This is a genomic window from Amycolatopsis sp. N2S4-7, assembly GCF_058119595.1.
The window spans coordinates 8,357,916-8,377,590 of sequence record NZ_CP172299.1 but is presented as its reverse complement, the minus strand read 5'-3'; the positions used below and the strand labels follow the sequence as shown (position 1 = coordinate 8,377,590).

Annotated in this window: 15 protein-coding genes; 9 read left to right on the top strand and 6 right to left on the bottom strand. The window is 73.3% G+C overall.

From position 1 onward, the window contains the following. Positions 1-30: 30 nt before the first annotated feature. The gene (locus ACH54P_RS39865; protein ID WP_489908453.1) at positions 31-1,632 is read right to left on the bottom strand and encodes a carboxylesterase/lipase family protein; all 1,602 of its coding nucleotides are present in this window, start codon (positions 1,630-1,632) and stop codon (positions 31-33) included. 129 nt (positions 1,633-1,761) lie between these two features. After that, positions 1,762-4,995, bottom strand: coding sequence for an AfsR/SARP family transcriptional regulator (locus tag ACH54P_RS39860; protein ID WP_489908452.1), 3,234 nt, complete (start codon positions 4,993-4,995; stop codon positions 1,762-1,764). Positions 4,996-5,326: 331 nt separating this feature from the next. Between ACH54P_RS39860 and ACH54P_RS39855 the strand changes: the two genes are divergently transcribed. The 4 genes from ACH54P_RS39855 to ACH54P_RS39840 all read left to right on the top strand — a co-directional run bounded on the left by ACH54P_RS39855 (position 5,327) and on the right by ACH54P_RS39840 (position 7,643). Continuing rightward, complete coding sequence (locus ACH54P_RS39855) at positions 5,327-6,286, top strand: ArsR/SmtB family transcription factor (protein ID WP_489908451.1); 960 nt, start codon at positions 5,327-5,329, stop codon at positions 6,284-6,286. Between the two features lie 180 nt (positions 6,287-6,466). Continuing rightward, a complete protein-coding gene (locus ACH54P_RS39850; protein ID WP_489908450.1) occupies positions 6,467-6,742 on the top strand; it encodes a hypothetical protein in 276 nt (91 codons plus the stop codon). Positions 6,743-6,788: 46 nt separating this feature from the next. Further along, positions 6,789-7,256 carry a DUF4383 domain-containing protein gene (locus ACH54P_RS39845; RefSeq protein ID WP_489908449.1) on the top strand — a complete coding sequence of 156 codons (468 nt, stop codon included), beginning with the start codon at positions 6,789-6,791 and terminating at the stop codon, positions 7,254-7,256. Between the two features lie 3 nt (positions 7,257-7,259). Further along, positions 7,260-7,643, top strand: coding sequence for a VOC family protein (locus ACH54P_RS39840; RefSeq protein ID WP_489908448.1), 384 nt, complete (start codon positions 7,260-7,262; stop codon positions 7,641-7,643). Positions 7,644-7,646: 3 nt separating this feature from the next. Here the strand turns inward: ACH54P_RS39840 and ACH54P_RS39835 are convergent, their stop codons facing one another. Next, on the bottom strand, positions 7,647-8,687 hold the full coding sequence (locus ACH54P_RS39835) for an NAD-dependent epimerase/dehydratase family protein (protein ID WP_489908447.1): 1,041 nt from the start codon (positions 8,685-8,687) through the stop codon (positions 7,647-7,649). 193 nt (positions 8,688-8,880) lie between these two features. Here ACH54P_RS39835 and ACH54P_RS39830 point away from each other — a divergent pair, with 193 nt between their 5' ends. The 3 genes from ACH54P_RS39830 to ACH54P_RS39820 all read left to right on the top strand — a co-directional run bounded on the left by ACH54P_RS39830 (position 8,881) and on the right by ACH54P_RS39820 (position 11,767). Beyond that, positions 8,881-10,473, top strand: coding sequence for an ABC-F family ATP-binding cassette domain-containing protein (locus ACH54P_RS39830; RefSeq protein WP_489908446.1), 1,593 nt, complete (start codon positions 8,881-8,883; stop codon positions 10,471-10,473). Between the two features lie 89 nt (positions 10,474-10,562). Beyond that, positions 10,563-10,994: an organic hydroperoxide resistance protein gene (locus ACH54P_RS39825; protein ID WP_489908445.1), complete on the top strand. Its 432-nt coding sequence runs from the start codon at positions 10,563-10,565 to the stop codon at positions 10,992-10,994. Continuing rightward, positions 10,994-11,767 (top strand): alpha/beta fold hydrolase, encoded by a 774-nt coding sequence (locus ACH54P_RS39820; RefSeq protein ID WP_489908444.1) that lies wholly within the window; start codon positions 10,994-10,996, stop codon positions 11,765-11,767. Before ACH54P_RS39825 ends, ACH54P_RS39820 begins: the two co-directional genes overlap by 1 nt. A gap of 30 nt (positions 11,768-11,797) precedes the next feature. Here the strand turns inward: ACH54P_RS39820 and ACH54P_RS39815 are convergent, their stop codons facing one another. Further along, positions 11,798-12,835: an alpha/beta fold hydrolase gene (locus ACH54P_RS39815; RefSeq protein ID WP_489908443.1), complete on the bottom strand. Its 1,038-nt coding sequence runs from the start codon at positions 12,833-12,835 to the stop codon at positions 11,798-11,800. Between the two features lie 92 nt (positions 12,836-12,927). After that, positions 12,928-15,927: a helix-turn-helix transcriptional regulator gene (locus tag ACH54P_RS39810; protein WP_489908442.1), complete on the bottom strand. Its 3,000-nt coding sequence runs from the start codon at positions 15,925-15,927 to the stop codon at positions 12,928-12,930. A 147-nt stretch (positions 15,928-16,074) separates the two neighbouring features. Here ACH54P_RS39810 and ACH54P_RS39805 point away from each other — a divergent pair, with 147 nt between their 5' ends. Continuing rightward, entirely contained in the window at positions 16,075-17,601 is a 1,527-nt protein-coding gene (locus ACH54P_RS39805; RefSeq protein WP_489908441.1) for a tannase/feruloyl esterase family alpha/beta hydrolase, read from the top strand. Positions 17,602-17,733: 132 nt separating this feature from the next. Next, positions 17,734-18,798 carry an aldo/keto reductase gene (locus ACH54P_RS39800; protein WP_489908440.1) on the top strand — a complete coding sequence of 355 codons (1,065 nt, stop codon included), beginning with the start codon at positions 17,734-17,736 and terminating at the stop codon, positions 18,796-18,798. Between the two features lie 538 nt (positions 18,799-19,336). Here the strand turns inward: ACH54P_RS39800 and ACH54P_RS39795 are convergent. Continuing rightward, entirely contained in the window at positions 19,337-19,675 is a 339-nt protein-coding gene (locus tag ACH54P_RS39795; protein WP_489908439.1) for a helix-turn-helix domain-containing protein, read from the bottom strand.

The window sequence follows — 19,675 nt, the reverse complement described above, 5'->3', positions numbered from 1 at the left end:
GCGGGCGGTCCCCTTCGGCACCAACGGGTTTCAGGCGCCCGGAGGCGGCGGCACGGTCGCCCAGAAGTCGCACTGGCTGCGGGTCGCCAGGTCGATCTTCTGGTTGCCGCCGGCCGCCGCGAGGTCCAGCGACAGCGCGTCGCGGTCCGTTCCCGTCGTGAATCGCGGCCACGCCGGCAGGCCGGAGGCGTTCGGGTCACCGGTGCGGGCGAACGTCGACCAGTACCGGACCATCTGGTCGGCCAGCGCCTGCTGCTGCGCATCGAGCGTCGCGCCGGTGAACTTCGGGAAGAGGTAGTTCAGCTCCGCGCCGTGCTCGGCGCCCTCGTCGAACCCGGGGACGTCCACCACCGGCGGCGCCGTGCGGTCGGAGAACTGGTAGACGAACAGCTTGGCCTGCCCGGCGATCGCGGCCCGGTAGGCCGTCACGTGCTGGCAGGTGGCGAGCTGGTCGTCCCCGGCGTCGCTGAGCACCTGCGACAACGCGAGGCCCGGCGTCGGGTAGGCGGACGCGGGGTAGCGCGCCAGGACGCGGTCGGCGTCCACGCCGAAGGTGGTGCGGATGATCTGCGGGTACGACTCGGCGGTGACCGGGTTGCCCGAGGCGTCGTACTGGATGCTGACGATCATCCGCATCTCGTCGCGGTTGTTGCCCCACAACAGGGGCACACGGTTGAACCTGCCCTGGCGGAAGGCGTCGACCGGCTGCAACGGCTGTTCGCCGCCGCCGAGGACCGGGCCCTGCGGCAGCGGCGGCCAGGCCTGCATCAGTGCCTTGACGTCGGTCTGGCCGCGCAGGCAGGTCGCCGCGGTGGCGGCGTCGGCGCAGCCGAACCGCGTGGCCACGTCCGTGCCCATGGTCTCGGCGGCGTCCTTGGTGAGCAGCGGGGAACCACAGCTGTACGTCTCGCCGATGGCGCGCTGGAACAACCCGGCCGAGGCGGGCGAAGCGAGGTGGATGCACGCGGCACCGGCCCCGGCGGACTGGCCGCCGATGGTGATGTTGCCCGGGTTGCCGCCGAACCCGGCGATGTTGCGCTGCACCCACTTCAGCGAGGCGCGCTGGTCCTGGATGCCGAAGTTGCCGGACTGCACGCCGGGCGTCTCGCCGTCGAGGGACGGCAGGGCGAGGAAGCCGAGCACGCCGACGCGGTAGTTGACCGTGACGACCACGACGTCGCCCTGGGTGGCCAGGCGCGCGGCGTCGTAGGTCGAGCTGGTGCCGTTCTGGAAGCCGCCGCCGTAGAACCACACGACGACCGGCTTGACGCCGGACGTCTTCGGCGCGAAGACGTTCAGGTAGAGGCAGTCCTCCTGGTAGGACTCGACGATCCCGCCGAGGCCGCCCAGCTGCGCGCACTGGCTGCGGAACTGCGTGGCGTCGAGGACGCCGTCCCACGCTTTCGCGGCCTGGGGCGCCTTCCAGCGCAGCGACCCGACCGGCGGCGCGGCGTACGGCACGCCCTTGAACGTCACCAGATCGGTGGCCGCGGTCCCGCGGACCACGCCGGTCTCGGTGAGCGCCAGGTCGCCGACGTACTTCTCCTCGCCGGCGGCCGCCGGACCGGCGATCCCCGTCACCGCCAGCGCCACCACGGCGCCGACCGCGGCGATGGCTCTACCCCATCTCATCAAAGCTCCGAAGTTTCTCTCGCCGGAAGGGACGAGCGAAAGGTAGGGGCGGGCACTTCCAAACCGCTTCCCCGCGGCTGGGAGCGCCGTCCCGAGGCGGCCTGCGGAAGGCCGCCTCGGGGCGCCCGGTCAGAGGCGGGACAGGACCTGCCGGGCCCGGTCTTCGAGCGCCGGGAGTCCGGTGGAGAGCTTCAGGCCCTCTTCGCACAGGCGACGCGCTTCGTCCCGGTGTCCCAGCCCGGCCTGGGCCCGGGCCAGCGCCAGCAGGCAGCGCACCTCGATCAGCCGCAGGCCGCCGGTGCGCGCCAGGTCGAGGGCTTCCGCCCCCACGAGCAGGACCTCCGCGTGGTCGCCGCGGGCCCCGTGCACCGCCGCCATCCCGGACAGCGCTTCGGCCACGTGCCACGGCGAACCCCAGTGGCGGGCCACCGCGACCGCCTCGCGCTGGTGGTGCACCGCCGAGTCCGTCTCGCCCAGCGCGGCTTCGGCGCGGGCCAGCGCGTTGAGCGCGCCGACCTCCGTCTCGCGGTTCTGCTCCTGCCGGGCGATCTCCAGCCCCTGGGCCGCCTGCGCGCGGCCCTGCTCGAACTCGCCGAGGTCGGTCGAGACCAGGCTCAGCCCGCACAGCGCCGATCCCTGGCCGTACGGGTGGGAGTGCGCCTTGTGCAGGTCGAACGCCCGGGTCAGCGAGTACCGCGCGCCGGCGAGGTCGCCCTGCAGCCGCTGGACGACGCCGATCCCGACCAGCACCACCGCTTCGCCGAGCTGGTAGCCCTCGGCGACGGCGAGCTCCAGTGCCTCGTCGAGGCACGCCCGGGCCGCGTCGAGCAGGCAGCGCTGCCGGTGGACCGACGCGAGGTTGTTGAGCACGCTCACCTGGCCGAGCCGGTAGCCGCACCGGCGCTGCAGTTCGAGCGCGCGCTCGAACTGCGACGCCGCCTCGCCGAACCGGCCGGCCACGCGCAGCGCGATGGCGGACGCGTTGAGCGCGGCGGCCTGGCCCTCCGGCCAGTCCACCCGCTCGAACACGCGCAGCGCTTCGGTCATCCACTCGATGGCCTGCTCGTGCCGTTCCCGGTGGACGAACGCCAGCCCGATGCTCTGCGCGGTGACGGCTTCCACGGCCGGCACGTCGAACCGGCGCGCCGCGGCCAGGACCTTCGTCGCGAGCTCGACCCACTCCACCCGCCGTCCCCGGTGGTAGAAGGACGCGCGCACGGCGTCGGCGAGGTACCAGGCGACCGGGTACGGCCCCTCGGTCACGGCCTGGGTGACGACGGCCGAGAGGTTCTCGTGCTCCGCGTCGAGCCAGGCCGCGGCCTCGGCCGCGTCGGCGAAGGAGATCGGGTTCTCCGGCACGACGGCGGGTTCGCGCGGCAGCCGCGGGTCGTGCCGGCGGCCGAAGATCCGCTCCGCCGCGTCGGCGCCCGAGAGGTACAGCTCGACGAACCGCCGCCAGGCCCTGGCCCGCGCCGGCGCGGGCTCGTTCGCGCCGGCCTGCCGCAGCGCGTACGCCCGCAGCAGGTCGTGCAGCCGGTACCGGCCGGCCACGTGCTGTTCGACCAGGTGCGCCGCGGCCAGCAGCCGCAGCTGCCGCGCCACCGTCTCGACCGGGTCGCCGGTGAGCGCCGCGGCCCCGCGGGCGGTGAAGTCGGGGCAGGACGCCAGGCCGAGCAGCCGGAACAGCCGCCGCAGCTCCGGCGCGAGGGCCTCGTAGGAGACGGCGAACGCCCGCGTGACGGCGCTTTCGTCGGCCCCGTCGAGGACGAGCTGCTTGAGCCGGTCGCCCTTGGCGAGGTCGGCGGCCATCGCGGCGACCGTGGTGTCCGGGCCGGTCGCGATGTTCGCGGCGGCGATCCGCAGCGCCAGCGGGAGGTGCCCGCACAGCCGCGCGAGCTCCCCGGCCGCGGCCGGTTCGGCGGCCACCCGGCACTCCCCGAGCACCCCGCCGAGCAGCGCCCGCGAGTCCGCCTCGGTGAGCGCGCCGAGGCCGAGCGAGAACGCGCCGAACTCGGCGATCAGCCTGCCGAGCCGGTGCCGGCTGGTGACCAGCACGGTCCCGGTCGGCGGCAGCAGCGGCAGGACCTGCTCGGCGTCCCGCGCGTTGTCGAGCACCAGCAGCACCTGGCGGTCGGCCAGCAACGACCGGTAGAGCCCGGCCTGCGCGTCGACCTCCTCGGGGATCCGCCGCGGATCGGCGCCGAGGGCCCGCAGCAGCTGGGCCAGCGCCACCGCCGGCTCCATCGGCTCGCGGTCGGCGTCGAACCCGCGCAGGTTCACGTACAGCTGGCCGTCCGGGAACCGGTCGCGGACGCGGTGGGCCCAGTGCAGCGCGAGCGCGGTCTTCCCGACGCCGGGGATGCCGTGCACGATCCAGACGTCCGAGGAGTACGCCCCGGCCCGCGCGGTCAGCTGGTGGTCCAGCTGCGCCAGCTGCTCGGTGCGCCCGGCGAAGCCGCGGACGTCCCGGGGCAGCTCGGCGGGCCGCGACGGCGCGACGATCTCATCGGCCGGCGCGGCGGGCGGTGGTGCGGGCGGCTCGTCCCCGGCGCCCGTGAGCACCTGCAGGTGCATGGCCCGCAGCCGCTCCCCGGGTTCGACGCCCAGCTCGGCGTCGAGCCGTTCGCGGGTCGCCGTGTAGACCTCGAGCGCCTCGGGGGTGCGCCCGGAGCGCTGCAGCGCGAGCATCAGCTGCTCCTGCAGCCGTTCCCCGAAGGGGTACTCGTCGACGAAGTGGCGCAGCTCCCGCACCACGTGCGTGTGCCGGCCGGTGGCGAGTTCGGCGTCGAAGAGCGTCTCGAGCACGGTCATCCGCTGCTCGGCCAGGAGCTGGCCGCTGCGCCGCACGAGCGCGTCGGTGACGCCGCCCAGCGGCGGGCCCTGCCACAGCTCGAGGACCGCGCGCAGGCGCTCGACACCGCGGCGCAGCTCCCCGCCGTCGATCAGCCGGCGGGCGTCCTTGGTGACGTCGTCGAAGAGCTCGGTGTCCAGCTCGCCGGGCCGGACCTCGATGAGGTACCCGGGTTCGCGGCGCACGATCACCTCGCGGCCGAGCAGCTTCCGCAGCTCCCAGACGCGGACCTGCAGCTGGCCGCGCGCGCTCGCCGGCGGCCGGTCCTCCCACAGCAGGTCGATCAGCTGGTCCTCGGACACGACCTGGTTGGCGTTGAGCAGCAACGCGGCCAGCACGGTCCGCTGCTTCGGGCCGCCCAGCCGGACCGGGCCGTCGACGCCGACGGCCGCGACCGGGCCGAGCAACCGGTACTTGAGCTCGGTGAACGCCGGCAGGGTCAGCACGGGGGCCCGGCCGGCGGGCCGGGCCCGTGCCGGGGTGGACCGGTACGAGACTTCGTCGACGGTCACCGGCGACCCCCGGCGCGCGGGAGGAACCGGTGTCTCCGACCATCGTGGTTCGTCATGCGGGCGTCCGCCTTCCCCAGTAAAGTTCAGCCCCAGTGACGGAAAGTGCTCGATTGGTCACCGTCGCCATCCCCCAGCCGGGTGAAGACACTCTCGTCGACGCGAACGTGCCAGCGGCGCGCGAGCACCGTCAACCGACCCGAAAACGTTTCGCGCCCACCCGAAACGTGCCGTCGGCGCCCCGGCCCGGGGAACCTCTGTGATGTCGGGCCGAGGCCTGCGAAAACCCACGCGACCAGGGCTACCCTCAGCCGGGAAAGGGGTGCCGCCGTCGATGTTGAAAGTTCACTTCACGGAAGCGGACCTGGCGAAGCTGACCATCGCCGAGGACGCCGACCCGATGTGGGAACTGCTCATGAGCAGCTACCGCATCCGGCGGCCGGAGGGCGAGCCGTTCTTCGGCCGGTGGCGCCGGGGGTCACGCTCCGCAGTCCCCCAATCCGGCCGGCTGCTGATGTCCGTCGTCCCGCCGTACGGCTACTGCCCGGACTTCCTCACCCCGGCCGGCACCCGCTCCATCGACGACGGCGTCTCGGCGGTCCTCGACACCCCGGACCGGACGCTGGCCGCCGACATCGCCGAGCTCGCGGCGCAGGGCACCCGCGTTCCGCCGTGGCTGCGCCGCCTCGCCGACGGTGAGCCGCGGGAACTGCGGCGGCTCGGCACGGCCTTGCACGACTACTACCGCCAGTGCGTCGCCCCGGACTGGGCGACGGTGCGCCGCGCGGTCGCCCGCGACCGCCGCCGGCTGCAGTCGAGCCTCGAACGCGGCGGGCCGCAGCTGCTGCTCTCGACGTTGCACCCCGACATCACGTGGTCGCCGCCGGTGCTGCGGGTGCGTTTCCCGATCGAGCAGGAGCTGCACCTGGACGGGCGCGGGCTCCGGCTGATCCCGACGTTCTTCGCGCACGGCATGCCGACCACGTACAAGAACCCGGGCCTGCCGCCCGTGCTGGTCTATTCGATCAGCCACACGCACTTCGACAGCGACGCCGAGCCCGGCCCGTCGCTGGCCGCGCTGCTCGGCCACACGCGGGCCCGGGTGCTCATGACCGTGGCGATCACCCGGTGCAACACGAGCGAGCTGGCCGAGCTGACCGGGATTTCGCTCGCGACGGCCAGCCAGCACGCGTCGGTCCTGCGGGCCAGCGGGCTGATCACGAGTGCGCGGTCCGGGAAGTCGCAGATCCACGAGATCACCCCGCTGGGACTCGGGGTCATCCGGGCGAGCTGACCGCGACGAACCGGCGTGTTAGCCTGTCGCCGTGCAGCGCCTGATGACGTCCCCGCGACTCGTAACCCGGCGCGCCGGCTGAACCAGGTCGCCGGCGCGCGGCGTCGACGACCGCGGATTCGCGGCACCTTCTCGGGACCTGGCCCCGATCCCATCCGCACTTCCTCCGGGAGAAGAGCCATGTCCACGTCCTTCGCCGTCCCGTCCTCCCGTTCGGCGCTGCTGCTGCGGCGCCGGATCGCCACCTACTTCGTCGGCGGCGTCGAGGAGGTCCCCGGCCTCATCGGCGCGCTGGCCCGCGACGGGCGCCTCGTGCACGAGCTGTCCGTCGACATCCGGGACGGCGTCCGGGAAAGCAGCATGGTCTGCGCCGTCCTGCTGGCCGGCGACGAGATCGAGCCGCTGCTCGAACGGCTCCGGGAGCTGCCCGCGGTCGTTTCGTCCGAGCTCGCCTGACTGCGACGCCGGGTTTGTCGGAAACCCGGCCGGGTAGCCAGGCGCCATGACGGAAGTCCGATCTCGGCGGAGTGCGGCGCGGGCCGCCGCCATGGTGTTCGGTGTGGCGTTCCTGCTCGTGGGCGTGCTGGGGTTCGTCCCCGGCATCACCACCGACTACGGGAACCTGCGCTTCGCCGGCCACGAGTCGGGGGCGCAGCTGTTCGGCGTCTTCACCGTGTCGGTGCTGCACAACCTGGTGCACCTGCTGTTCGGCGTGCTCGGCGTCCTGGCCGCCCGCGCCAACGGCGGTTCCCGGGCGTTCCTGATGCTCGGCGGCGGGGTCTACGTGCTGCTGTGGGTGTTCGGGCTCGCGCTGTCCCCGGAGAGCCCGGCCAACTTCGTCCCGCTGGACAACGCGGACGACTGGCTGCACCTGGCCCTCGGCGTGGCGATGATCGCGGCGGCCATCACGACGACGGCGGTAGACCGCTCGCGGGGCCAGTACCCCGAGCCGGAGATCCAGGGGCACTGAACCGTGCTCAGGCTCGGTTTCCCGGTGATCGGCGTCGCCGACGTCCCCCGCGCGGCCGCCTTCTGGTCGGCGGCGCTGGGCCTCGTCGTCACCCACGAATGGGCGAGCGCGCGCTGGCGCACGCTGGACCACCCCGACGGGTCCGGGCACGCCCTCGGGCTGATGTTCAGCGAATCGCCGGTCGAGCCGTACCCGCGGCTGCACCTCGACCTGCTCGTCGACACGACCACCGAGCAGGAGGCCGAGGTCGCGCGCCTCATCGGCCTGGGCGCGACCGAGGTGGCGTGGGACCGCTACCCGGCCGACCCGGACTTCGTCGTGCTCGCCGATCCGGACGGCAACCGGTTCTGCGTCGTGGACCTCAGCAAGGCCCCGTCCACCGGGTAATCCTCACGGGCGGCGGCCGATGCCGGTGGCGATCTCGTGCAGCCGGTGGTGGTCCGGGGCCAGCGGGGCCGTGTCCGCTCCCGCGCCGGAACGCAGGCCCGCCAGGAACTCCTGCATCGTCGACGCCGCGTCGCGCTGGGGGCTCCAGTCCAGTTCGGACTCCGCGCGGGTGGTGTCCAGCAGCGGGAGGCGCATGACCGCGTCGAAGAGCCCTGGTGACGCGGGCACCGCGTGCAGGCGCCAGGCCGCGCTCACCGCGGCGCGGACCGCCGCGACCGGGACCGGGATCGTCCGCGCGCCCAGCAGCTTCGCGAGGAGCTTCGGGTCGACGACCGGGGCGGTCGCGATGTTGAACGCCCCGCGAACCGGGCGCGTCACCGCGCGGTCGACGGCGTCGGCGAGGTTGTCGGTGTGCACCACCTGGAACCGCAGGCCGGGGATGTCCGGCACGACCGGGACCAGCCCCGGCCGCACCAGCGAGCCCGGGACGAACGGCCCGGCGAACAGGCGCCGCTGCTCCGTGGCGGCGCTGCGCTGGAACACGAACCCGGGCCGCATGCGGACGACGTCGAGCCTCGGGTGACGGTGCTCGAACGCGTCCAGGTACCGCTCCAGGTAGGACTTCTCGCGCGTGTACGCCGCGCCGGGCCAGCCGTGCGTCGGCCAGTCCTCGGTGACGGGCTCGTCGTCCTCCCGCGGCGAGTACGCCCCGACGGACGACGAGTAGACGAGTTTGGGCACGCCGGCCGCGGCCACCGCGTCGAACACCCGCAGCGAGCCGAGGACGTTCGCGCGCCACGTGCGTTCCGGGCGCCGCGTCGGCTGGAACAGCCAGGCTAGGTGCACGACCGCGTCGGCGCCGCGGAAGTGCGCCACGAGGTCGTCCCGCTCGACGTCGGCCCGCACGTACGCGGCCTTCTCCGGCGGCTGCCCCGCCGTCCGCCGGGCGAGCCCGACGATCGCGTCGACCTGCGGGTCGGCGCTCAACGCGCGGACGACGCCGCTCCCGATGTTGCCCGTCGCTCCGGTCACCACGATGCGCATCCGGCCCGGTTACCCCCGGCCCGGCCGGCGAACCCTGCTATCTTCGGGGTGAAGATCGTTGGAGGAGACCAGTCGTGGCAGGTGACGTCGACATCTCCGGGTAGCTCCGGAGTGCGCAGGCCCCCGGCAGCGCCGGTGCGGGCCGCCGTCGACGTCCCCTTTTCCGTTTCACACCCCATCGAGGTCTTCCGTCGTGTCCGAAATCGTCCTGTCCGGCCTGTCCTTCTCCTGGCCCGACGACACCCCCGTCTTCGACCACCTCTCCGCCACCTTCCCCGCCGGCCGCACCGGTCTCGTCGCCCCGAACGGGGCCGGCAAGACGACCCTGCTGAAGCTCGTCGCCGGGGTGCTGACGCCGTCGGCGGGCAGCGTCACCGCCGACGGCGTGCTCGGCTACCTCCCGCAGGACCTGCCGCTGAGCGGGGAGCCGTCCGTCGCCGAAGTCCTCGGCGTGGCCCCGATCCTGCACGCCATCACCGCCGTCGAGTCCGGTGACGCCGCCGAGGAGCACTTCACCACCATCGGCACCGACTGGGACATCGAGGAACGCACCCGCGCCCAGCTCGACCGCCTCGGCCTCGCCGACGTCGCGCTCGACCGCTCGCTGAGCACCTTGAGCGGCGGTCAGATCGTGTCGCTCGGCCTCGCCGCCCAGCTGCTCAAGCGACCGGACGTGCTGCTGCTCGACGAACCCACCAACAACCTGGACCTCGAAGCCCGCCACCAGCTCCACGCCGTGCTCGACGACTGGTCCGGCTGTCTCGTCGTGGTCAGCCACGACCGCGCGCTGCTCGACCGGATGGACCGGATCGCCGAGCTCGACCGCGGGGAAATCCGGTTCCACGGCGGGAACTTCACCGCCTACGAGCAAGCCGTCCAGGCCGCGCGCGAAACGGCCGAGAAGAACATCCGCAACGCCGAGCAGGAGGTCAAGCGCGAGAAGCGGGAAATGCAGCAGGCCCGGGAGCGCGCCGCCCGCCGCGCGAGCACCGCGTCGCGCAACCTCGGCAACGCCGGGCTGCCCAAGATCTTCGCCGGCACCATGAAGCGCGCCGCCCAGGAGTCGGCAGGCAAGGCGGACGGCACGCACGCGGCGCGCGTCGGTGCGGCCAAGGCCAAGCTCGACCAGGCCGAGCGTTCCCTGCGCACCGAGCAGAAGATCAGCCTGGAGCTGCCGCAGACGGAGGTCCCGGCGGGCCGGACGCTCTTCGCCGGCGAGAACCTGCGGGTGCGGAACCTCTTCCCGGACGGCGTCGACCTGGCGATCCGCGGCCCCGAACGGATCGCGCTCACCGGCCCCAACGGCGCCGGGAAGTCCACGCTGCTGCGGATCCTGCAGGGCGACCTCGAGCCCGAAAGCGGGGACGTCACGCGCTCCGACGGCCGGATCGCCTTCCTGTCCCAGCGGCTCGACCTGCTGGACGACGACCGGTCCGTGGCCGAGAACCTGGCGGCGGCCGCCCCGGCGCTGCCCCCGGCCCAGCGGATGAACCTGCTGGCGCGCTTCCTCTTCCGCGGCTCCCGGGTGCACCTGCCGGTCGGCGTCCTCTCCGGCGGGGAACGGCTGCGCGCCACGCTGGCCTGCGTCCTGTTCGCCGAACCGGCGCCGCAACTGCTGCTGCTCGACGAACCCACGAACAACCTCGACCTCGTCAGCACCGGGCAGCTGGAGAGCGCGCTGACGGCGTTCCGCGGCGCGTTCGTCGTCGTCAGCCACGACGAACGCTTCCTCGCCGAGATCGGGATCGACCGGTGGCTGCGGCTGGCGGAGGGCAGGCTGCGGTGACGTACACGGGTGACGTCGTGCGACGGTCGCCGCGGGGGCCCGCGGATTCCTAGCGTGGTGGTGTTCATCCCGACACGCAAAGGAAAACCATGTCCGAAGTGACCTACACCGCCGTCGCCACCTCCACCGCGGAGGGCCGCAACGGCGGCCGCGCGACCTCCGACGACGGCGCGCTCGACGTCACCCTCGCCGTGCCCAAGGCCTTCGGCGGCGCGGGCGACGGCACGAACCCCGAGCAGCTGTTCGCGGCGGGCTGGGCGTCCTGCTTCGTCGGCGCGGTCCGCCGGGTCGCGGGCGCGAAGAAGGTGCCGCTGAACGACCTCGCCGTCGTCGCGGAGGTCACCCTGCACCACGACACCGAGGCGGGCGAGTTCAAGCTGAGCGCGGTGCTGCACCTGGAGGCGTCGGGCATCGACCAGGCCACGGCCGACGAGCTCGTCAACGGCGCGCACCAGGTCTGCCCGTACTCGAAGGCGACGCGCGGCAACATCGAGGTCACCCTCGACGCCACGGTCGCCTGATGAAGCGCACCATCGGCGCGCTCGGCGTCGCGGCGGTCGTCGGGGCGGGCGTGCTCACCGCCGCCGGCCCCGGCGCCGCCGGCGTGCCCGCGCACCCGAAGCCGACCATCGTGCTCGTGCACGGCGCGTTCGAAGACGCGTCCGCCTGGGCGCCGGTCACGCGGAAGCTGCTGGCGGAGCACTACCCGGTGGTCGCGCCGGCGGTCCCGCTGCGCGGCATCGCGGCGGACGTCGCTTCGCTGCAAGGGGTGCTCGACTCGGTCAAGGGACCGAAGATCCTCGTCGGGCACTCGTACGGCGGCTTGCTGATCAGCGAGCTGGCGGGCCGGACGGCCGAGGTGAAGGCGCTCGTCTACGCGGCGGCGTTCATCCCGGAGGCGGGTGAGACGGCCGGGCAGCTGAACTCGCAGTTCCCCGGCTCGCTCCTCGGCCCGTCGACGACCTACCCGATCGGCCCGGAGCTGTTCGTGAAGCAGGCGAGCTTCCCGGCGCTGTTCGCCGAGGGTCTGCCTGCCCTCGATTCCGCCGTCGCGGCGGCGGGCCAGCGGCCGATCCTGGCGGCGGCCTTCGACGAGAAGATCGCCGCGACCGCGCCGGCGGGCATCCGGAAGTACGCGCTCGTCGCCGTCCGCGACCAGGCGATTCCCGCGGCGGCGGAGCGCTTCGAGGCCCGGCGCGCGCACGCCGTGATCACCGAGGTGGATTCCCCGCACGCGATCGCGTCGGCGGCGCCTGACGCCGTCGTCGACGTGATCCACCGCGCCACCCGCTGAAAGGGGCCCGGATTCCTCCGGGCCCCTTCTTCACATCCGGTCGGCGTCGATGATCGCCTGGGCGAACGGACGCGGCGCCTCCTGCGGGACGTTGTGGCCGATCCCGTCGAGGACCCGGTGTTCGTACCTGCCGGTGAACTTGGCTCGGTAGGCCTTGCCGTCCTTGGCCGCGCCGTCGAAGTCGCTGCCGATCGTGATCGCCGGGACCGTGATGGCCGGGCCGGTGGCCAGTTTCCGTTCGTACGCGTCGTACTGCGGCTCGCCCGGGGCGAGGCTCAGCCGCCAGCGGTAGTTGTGGACGACGATGTCGACGTGGTCCGGGTTGTCGAACGCCGCCGCGCTGCGGTCGTAGGTGGCGTCGTCGAAGTGCCAGGCCGGGGACGCGTTCTTCCAGATCAGCTTGTTGAAGTCGTGGCGGTTGGCCGCGTAGCCGGCGCGCCCGCGCTCGGTCGCGAAGTAGTACTGGTACCACCAGCCGAGCTCGGCCGCCGGGGCCAGCGGCTGCTGGTTGGCCTTGAGGTTCGTGACGATGTACCCGCTCACCGCGACGACCGCCTTGCAGCGTTCGGGGAAGAGCGCGGCGATGATGTCGACGGTCCGGGCGCCCCAGTCGTACCCGCCGAGGACGGCCTTGCCGATCTTGAGCGCGTCCATCAGGGCGACGACGTCGAGCGCGACCGCGGCCTGCTGGCCGTTGCGGACCGTCTGGGCGGACTTGAACGTCGTCGGGCCGTAGCCGCGCAGGAACGGGATGATCACCCGGTAGCCGGCGGCGGCCAGGATCGGCGCGACGTCGACGTAGCTGTACGGGTCGTACGGCCAGCCGTGCAGCAGCACCACGGCCTGCCCGCCGGCCGGGCCGAACTCGGCGTAGGCCACGTTCAGCACCCCGGCGTCGACGTGCTTGAGCTCGCCGAGCGAGGTGTGCTCACCGGAGCCGGCCCGCAGGTCGGGGGCCGGGGACGCGGCGGGGGCGGCGGGCGCGGCGGCGTTCGACGAGCAGGCCGCCAAGGAGGTCGCCGCCAGTCCCGCCGCGAACGCCTGCCCGAACCTTCTCCTGCTGATCATCTTGACTCCTGTGCGAAAGACCGTGGGACCTTCACGACGTTAGGAGCCTGGACGTGAACTTCGCGCCCGTCAGGTGACGCAGCCGGTGTAAGTCACCCTTCGAGGGTCTTCAGCATCCCGGCGAGGTCGGCGCGGGAGCTCACGCCCAGCTTGGGGAAGATCCGGTGCAGGTGGGTGCCGACGGTCCGGTGCGAAAGGTACAGCCGCTGCCCGATCTCCCGGTTCGTCAGCCCCTCGGCGGCCAGCTGCGCGATGCTCAGCTCGTGCGGGGTCAGCTTCTCGCGCGCGTTCGGGCCGCGGTTCGGGCTCGACTCGCCCGCGCTGCGCAGCTCCCGCCGTGCCCGCTCGGCCCACGCCGTCATGCCCAGCGCGTCGAAGGTCTCGCGGGCCGTGCGCAGGTGGGTCCGGGATTCGACGACCCGCCGCTGCCGCCGCAGCCACTCGCCGAACGCCAGGTGCACGCGGCCGCGTTCGGCGGGCCAGCCGGTGAGGTCGGCCCCCAGCGCCGCGGCGAACAGCTCGTCGTCCGGGTCGAGCACGGCTCGCGCGTACCGCAGGCCGATGTGCAGGGCGGGCGACGGCGAGCTCGCCGCGCACGGCTCCAGCTCGGCGAGGACGTCCCGCATCGCGTCGGCCTGCCCGGCCCGCACCGCGGATTCGGTGAGTTCGGCGACGCAGTACGCGCGCAGGGCCAGCTGGTACGCGGGGTCGGCGGGGTCGAGCAGCCGGCGAAGGTCGGCGAAGGCGTCCTCGAAGCGGCCCTCGCTCAGGTTTGTCAGTCCGCGCGTGAGCTGCACGGTGGCGAGCACCGGCCGGGCGCCGGCCGCGAGCCCGGCGCGCTCGGCCTCGTCGGCCAGCGTCTTCGCCTGCTTGTGCTCGCCGCGCAGGGCGGCGATCTCGGCCTGGACCGCCGTGGCCAGGCCGTACATGAACGGCTGGCCGGTTTCCCTGGCGAACTTGGCCGCCTCCGCGGCGGCCGGCACCGCGCCGGCGAGGTCGCCGAGGCGGACCCGGCTCCACGCCTGGACGGCCAGCGCGCGGGGCAGCAGCCCGAGCCGGCCCTGGGCGCGCAGGCCCGGCGCCGCGGCCGCGGAGAACCGGGCGGCCAGGTCGAACGCCCCGACCTGCAGCGCCGCGCTGCCGAGGTACCGGTCGACCTCCGGGTCGGCGCCGGTCGCGCCGGCCAGCTTCCGCAGGTTTTCCAGGACGGGTTCGCCGCGTTCGAAGGGCGCGACGTACGCGGTGACGGCCACGATCCGCGGGTTGTCGGCCGGGACGGGCAGCCCGTCGGCGACGGCCAGCAGAGCCGCGCGCGCCGCGGTTCCCGGCTCGGTCCAGAAGCAGCGCATGGCGGCGCTCCACAGGATCCGCATCGCGGCGTCGTGCTGCCCGTCGGCGGCGACGGACGCGGCGGTCCGGGCCAGGTCCGCGACGCGGGCGGGGTCTTCGCGGACGCCGTCCTCGAACTCGCTGAGCAGCCGGCTCGCGGTGGCCCGCCGGCGCGGATCGGCGGGGTTCGCGGCGTGCACGAGCCGTTCGGCGGTCTCCCGGCGGCCCGAGTCGACGGCGAGTTCGGCGGCCCGCAGCAGCCGGTCCGCCCGCCGGCCGGCGTCACCACTCAGCCGGGCGGCCTGTTCCAGCGCGGCGATGGCGGCGGCCGCCCCACCCCGGTAACGAGCCCGGTCGGCGGTCCGCTCGAGTTCGGCGGCCACGTGTTCATCGGGCCCGGCGGTCGCGGCGGCCTGGTGCCAGGCCCGCCGGTCGGGCTGGTCCCGCAGGGCCTCGACCAGGGCGAGGTGCGCCCGCCGCCGGTCGAGCGGAGTGGCCGCGGCCTGGATGGCGGACCGCATGAGCGGGTGCCGGAAGGTGACGGTCCCGGCGGAGAGCTCGACCAGCCGCGCCTCGACGGCGGCGGCGAGGATCTCGGGGTCGATGGCTGGACGGGGGCCGGAGATTGGCGCGACGGCGGGTTCGGCCGGTGGCTCGGTCAGCTCCGCGCCGGACGGCGGACCCGGCTGACCTGCGCTCGCCGCGGCCTGGCCGACCGGCAACTCGCCTCCGCCGGAAGCCGACCCCGGCGCGGCAGCCGCCCCCGCACCCTGGCCCGCCGCCACCTCGCCAGCCGCCCCCGCGCTCGAACCGGCCCCACCAGCCGACCCCGGCCCGGCCTGGCCGACCGGCAACTCACCTCCGCCGGAAGCCGACCCCGCCTCGCCAGCCGCCCCCGCACCCGGGCCCGCCGCAAGCAGCGCACCCGTGGCCTCCAGGGTCTCCGCCAGCGATGTCGTCTCGTTGAGCGCCGCCACCAGCAACGCCGTGCGGGTCTCCGCCGGGAGCGTGGCCACCCGCGTGGTGAACGTGCGCTCCAGGCGTTCGGTCAGCGGGAGGACCGGGTCGAGCCCGTCGAGGTCGGCCAGGGCCGAGGGCAGCTCCGTCAGTGCCAGCGGGTGCCCGGCGGCCTCCGCGAGCAGGCGGGTCCGGACCGCCGGTGCCAGGCGCGGGGCCACCGAATCCAGCAGGTCCGCGGCCGCGTCGGCGGGCAGGCGGTCGAGCACCATCGGGGCCAGGCCCGCGTCCAGCAACGGCGACGTCGCGCCCTCCCGCAGGGTCGCCACCAGGACGATCGGCTCGTTCTCGATCCGCCGCGCGACGAAGGCGAGCACGTCCGCGCTCGCGCGGTCCAGCCAGTGCACGTCCTCGGCGACCAGTAGCAGCGGCTTGGCGGCGGCCGCCTCGGCCAGGAGCGTCAGCGCCGCGAGCCCGACCAGGTAGGCACTGGGTGCGGTGCCCTCGGCCAGCCCCAGCGCGGTCCGCAGGGCGTCCCGCTGCGGCGCGGGCAGCTCCGCCACCCCCGCCCGGACGGGGTACAGCAGCTGGTGCAGCCCCGCGTAGGCGAGGTTCTGCTCGGCCTCGGCCCCGGTCGTCCGCAGCACCCGCAGCCCGGCGACCGACGCCGCGGCCGCCGTCTCGGTCACGAGGGCCGACTTGCCGATGCCGGCTTCGCCGCGGATGAGGACGCCGCCGCGGTCCTCGGGGCCGTCGACGAGCTCGCCCAGCTCCTTCAGCTCGGTGTCCCGTCCGTGCAGCGCCATGGAATCGACCTTACCCAAAGCACGTTTCCGCAGCTCACCGCCGGTGACGTACACGGACAGCGTCACCCGACGGGCGCGACGGCTCCGGCCCGGCCCTTAGGTTCGAACGACCTGTCCACATCGGACGAAAGCGACCAGAGAGACCCGATGAGACGCATACTCTTCGCGGCCGCCGTGCCGTTCCTGCTGACCACCGTCACGCAGTCGGCACCGGCCGCCTCGGCAGCGACCCCGACCCCCTGCACCGCCGTTTCGGTACCCGCCCCGCCCGGCGCGAAGATCGAGTCGGTGCAGGCGGAGCCCAAGGCGGACACGCCGTCGTACTGCCAGTTCACCGTCACGCTGACCCACACCGGCACGGACCACGTCAAGGTCGCCGTGGCCCTGCCGGAAACCGGGTGGAACGGCAGGCTCCAGGCCCTCGGCGGCAGCGCCTACGCCGCCGGCGAGTTCGGCGCGCCCTTCGTCCAGGCGGTCAAGAACGGCTACAGCGCCGTGACGACCGACGCGGGCGTGTCCCTGAACGGCCTCGACACGTCGTGGGCGCTGACCGCCCCCGGCCGGGTCGACCAGACGCTGCTGACCAACTTCGCCACCCGTTCGGTGCACGAAGAAGCCCTGATCGGCAAGGCCGTCACGCAGGCGTACTACCAGCGGCCGGTCTCGTACTCGTACTGGACCGGCTGCTCGACCGGCGGCCGCCAGGGCTACTCCGAAGCCCAGAACCACCCCGGCGACTTCGACGGCATCCTGGCGAACGCCCCGGCCGTCGAGTGGACGCAGTTCGCCGTCGCCACGCTGTGGCCGCAGATCGTGATGAACCAGGAGCACGACTTCCTCAGCACGTGCGTGCTCACCGCGTTCCGGACGGCCGCGGTCCAGGCGTGTGACGCGCGCGACGGCGTCACCAACGGCATCGTCGACCGGCCGGACGAGTGCAGCTGGGACCCCCGCCGGCTCGTCGGCACGAAGGTGCTCTGCGACGGCCGGGAAGTCACCGTCACGGCCGCCGACGCCGACGTCATGCGCAAGATCTGGGCCGGCCCGACCGACCAGCACGGGCGCAAGCTCTGGGACGGGCTCCCGAAGGGCGCCGACTTCACCTGGCTGGCGGGCACCCAGCCGGGCCCCGACGGCACGTTGACCGCGCCGGGCTTCCCGGTCGCCGTCAAGTGGGTGCAGTCGTTCCTGGAGAAGCAGGCGGACTTCGACACGTCGAAGCTGACGTACGCCCAGTTCACCGACCTGTTCCGCCAGTCGGTGCGCGAGTACGACGACGTGATCGGGACGTCCGACCCCGACCTGTCGGCGTTCCGCCGCTCCGGCGGCAAGCTGATCACGTTCGTGGGCGCGAACGACCAGCTCATCCCGCCGGGCGGCACGCTGTCCTACCGCAAGCAGGTCGAGCGGACGATGGGCGGTGCGCAGCGGGTGAACGACTTCTACCGGCTGTTCCCCGCCCCGGGCGTCGAGCACTGCTTCGGCGGTGGCGGCCCGGAGCCGACGAACGCGCTCGGGCAGCTGGTCGACTGGGTGGAGCACGGCAAGGCCCCGGCCACGCTCACGGCGGCGTCCGCGGACGGCAAGACCCGGAACCTGTGCCCGCTCCCGTCGGTCTCGCGCTACGACGGGCACGGTGACCCGGCCGTCGCGTCCAGCTACCGCTGCCGCTGACGACCCGCCGGATGGGCCGGGCCTCCCTCCCGGCCCACCCGGCTTCCCCATTTTCTGGACTTGCAGGTCCAAAAATGGGTGGGCACGCTGATGGGGACCACAGATTTATTTTCCTTCCCCAGGAGCACTTCCATGCCTCTCGACCAGTACTACCTCCTCGGCCGCTCCGGGCTGCGCGTCAGCCGGCTCGCCCTCGGCACGATGAACTTCGGCACCGGCGGCTTCCACGCCGCCTACGGGAAGACCGAAGACGAGGTCCGCCCGATCTTCCGCAAGTACCTCGACGAAGGCGGCAACTTCGTCGACACCGCGGACTTCTACACCGCGGGCGAGAGCGAGACCATCCTCGGCAGGCTCATCGCCGAGGCGAACGCGCGCGACCGGGTGGTGCTCACGACCAAGTTCACCAACAGCGTCGACCCCGCCGACCCCAACGCCGGCGGCAACGGGCGCAAGCACATGATCCGCGCCCTCGAGGCCTCACTGCGGCGGCTCGGCACCGACTACGTCGACCTCTTCCTGCTGCACACGTGGGACCGGCTCACCCCGGTCGAGGAGGTCGTGCGGACGATGGACGACCTCGTTCGCGCGGGCAAGATCCGCTACCCCGGCCTGTCCGACGTGCCGAGCTGGTACGCGGCGCGGGCGCAGACCCTCGCCGAGGCGCACTCGCTCGCGCCGATGGTCAACCTGCAGCTGCCGTATTCGCTGGTGGAGCGGGAGATCGAGACCGAGCACGTCCCGATGGGCCAGACCCTCGGCCTCGGCGTCACGGCGTGGAGCCCCCTGGCCGGCGGCGTCCTCACGGGCAAGTACCGCAACGGCGGTTCCGGCCGGCTCAGCGACGCGCCGACCTGGACCGAGCGCACGCCCCAGCTGCTCAAGCCCCTCGAAGAGGTCGCGGGCAAGCTGGGCGTCACGATGGCCCAGGTCGCGATCAACTGGGTCGCCACGCAGCCCGGCATCGCGGCCGCGATCGTCGGGGCGAGCACCGCCGACCAGCTCGGCTCGAGCATGGCCGCCCTCGACTTCGAAATCCCGGCCGAGCTGCGCGCACAGCTCGACGAGGCGAGCGCGGTCCCGCCGGCGTCGGTGTACCGCATGTTCACACCGGGGTACCAGAACTGGATCGTCAGCCCGAACCTGAAGGTCGGCGACAAGCCGGCGGGGTACGCGCCCGCGGTGCGCAACTGGTAGTCACGATCGGCACCACCCGAAAGGCCCGAGTTTCCCTATCGGGTGAAAAGTATTCGCATTCTTGCTCGCGGCCGGGCCCGCCGGGGAATTGACGTCACTCCGACGGGTGGCCGCGTCGCTCTTTCCGGATCACGGCGACCGATCACCGAAGCTCCACAGTGGATCGACGAAGACCGCGGAATCAGTTGACTCCGAAGCGAAGTTGACTGGTCAGACCTCCGGGTGGACCTTCCCCGAACGTGTCTCCCGGACGAGTGACACCCGAAAAGATGGCCCGCTATCCGGCCTGTTATCGTTCCCGCCACCTCAGCAAAGAGTGATCGGCCGCCAGGCTCCCCCGTGGAGCCGCCGGCATTGTGCGGATGAAAAGATTCGACCTCGTCCGCCGCGGGATGGCCGGTCCCCGGACACACGAAAGAGAGGGAACACCGTGCACATCTTCATGCCCTTGTGGTGGGTCATCATGTCCCGCTGAACCGCCGCGCACGCGGCCGCGCCGGCTCCCGGCACACGCTGTGGAGCCCGGCGCGGGCCGGGGTCAGGGCTTGCCGCGACGGCGGAGTTCGACACCTTCGGCGAGCAGGATGTTGCGGGTCTGGTTGTAGGACATGTCGTAGGTGACCGCGAGCTGCCGGATCGACCGCCCGTCACGGTAGGCGTTGACCAGACCGGGCGGGGTGGGCGGCAGGGGAATCCGTGGCGGCCGCAACGTGACGCCGGCGTCGAGCAGCGTCGTGCGGATCCTGCGGTAGCTGTACGGGTGGCGCTCGACGAGGCTTTCGATGGTCTCCCCGCCGACGTAGTCGGCCACGAGCTGCCGCACGACGTCAGCCGGAATGGGATCGGACGGCCGCGCGTCCCGGTGGTCGTCGCTCAC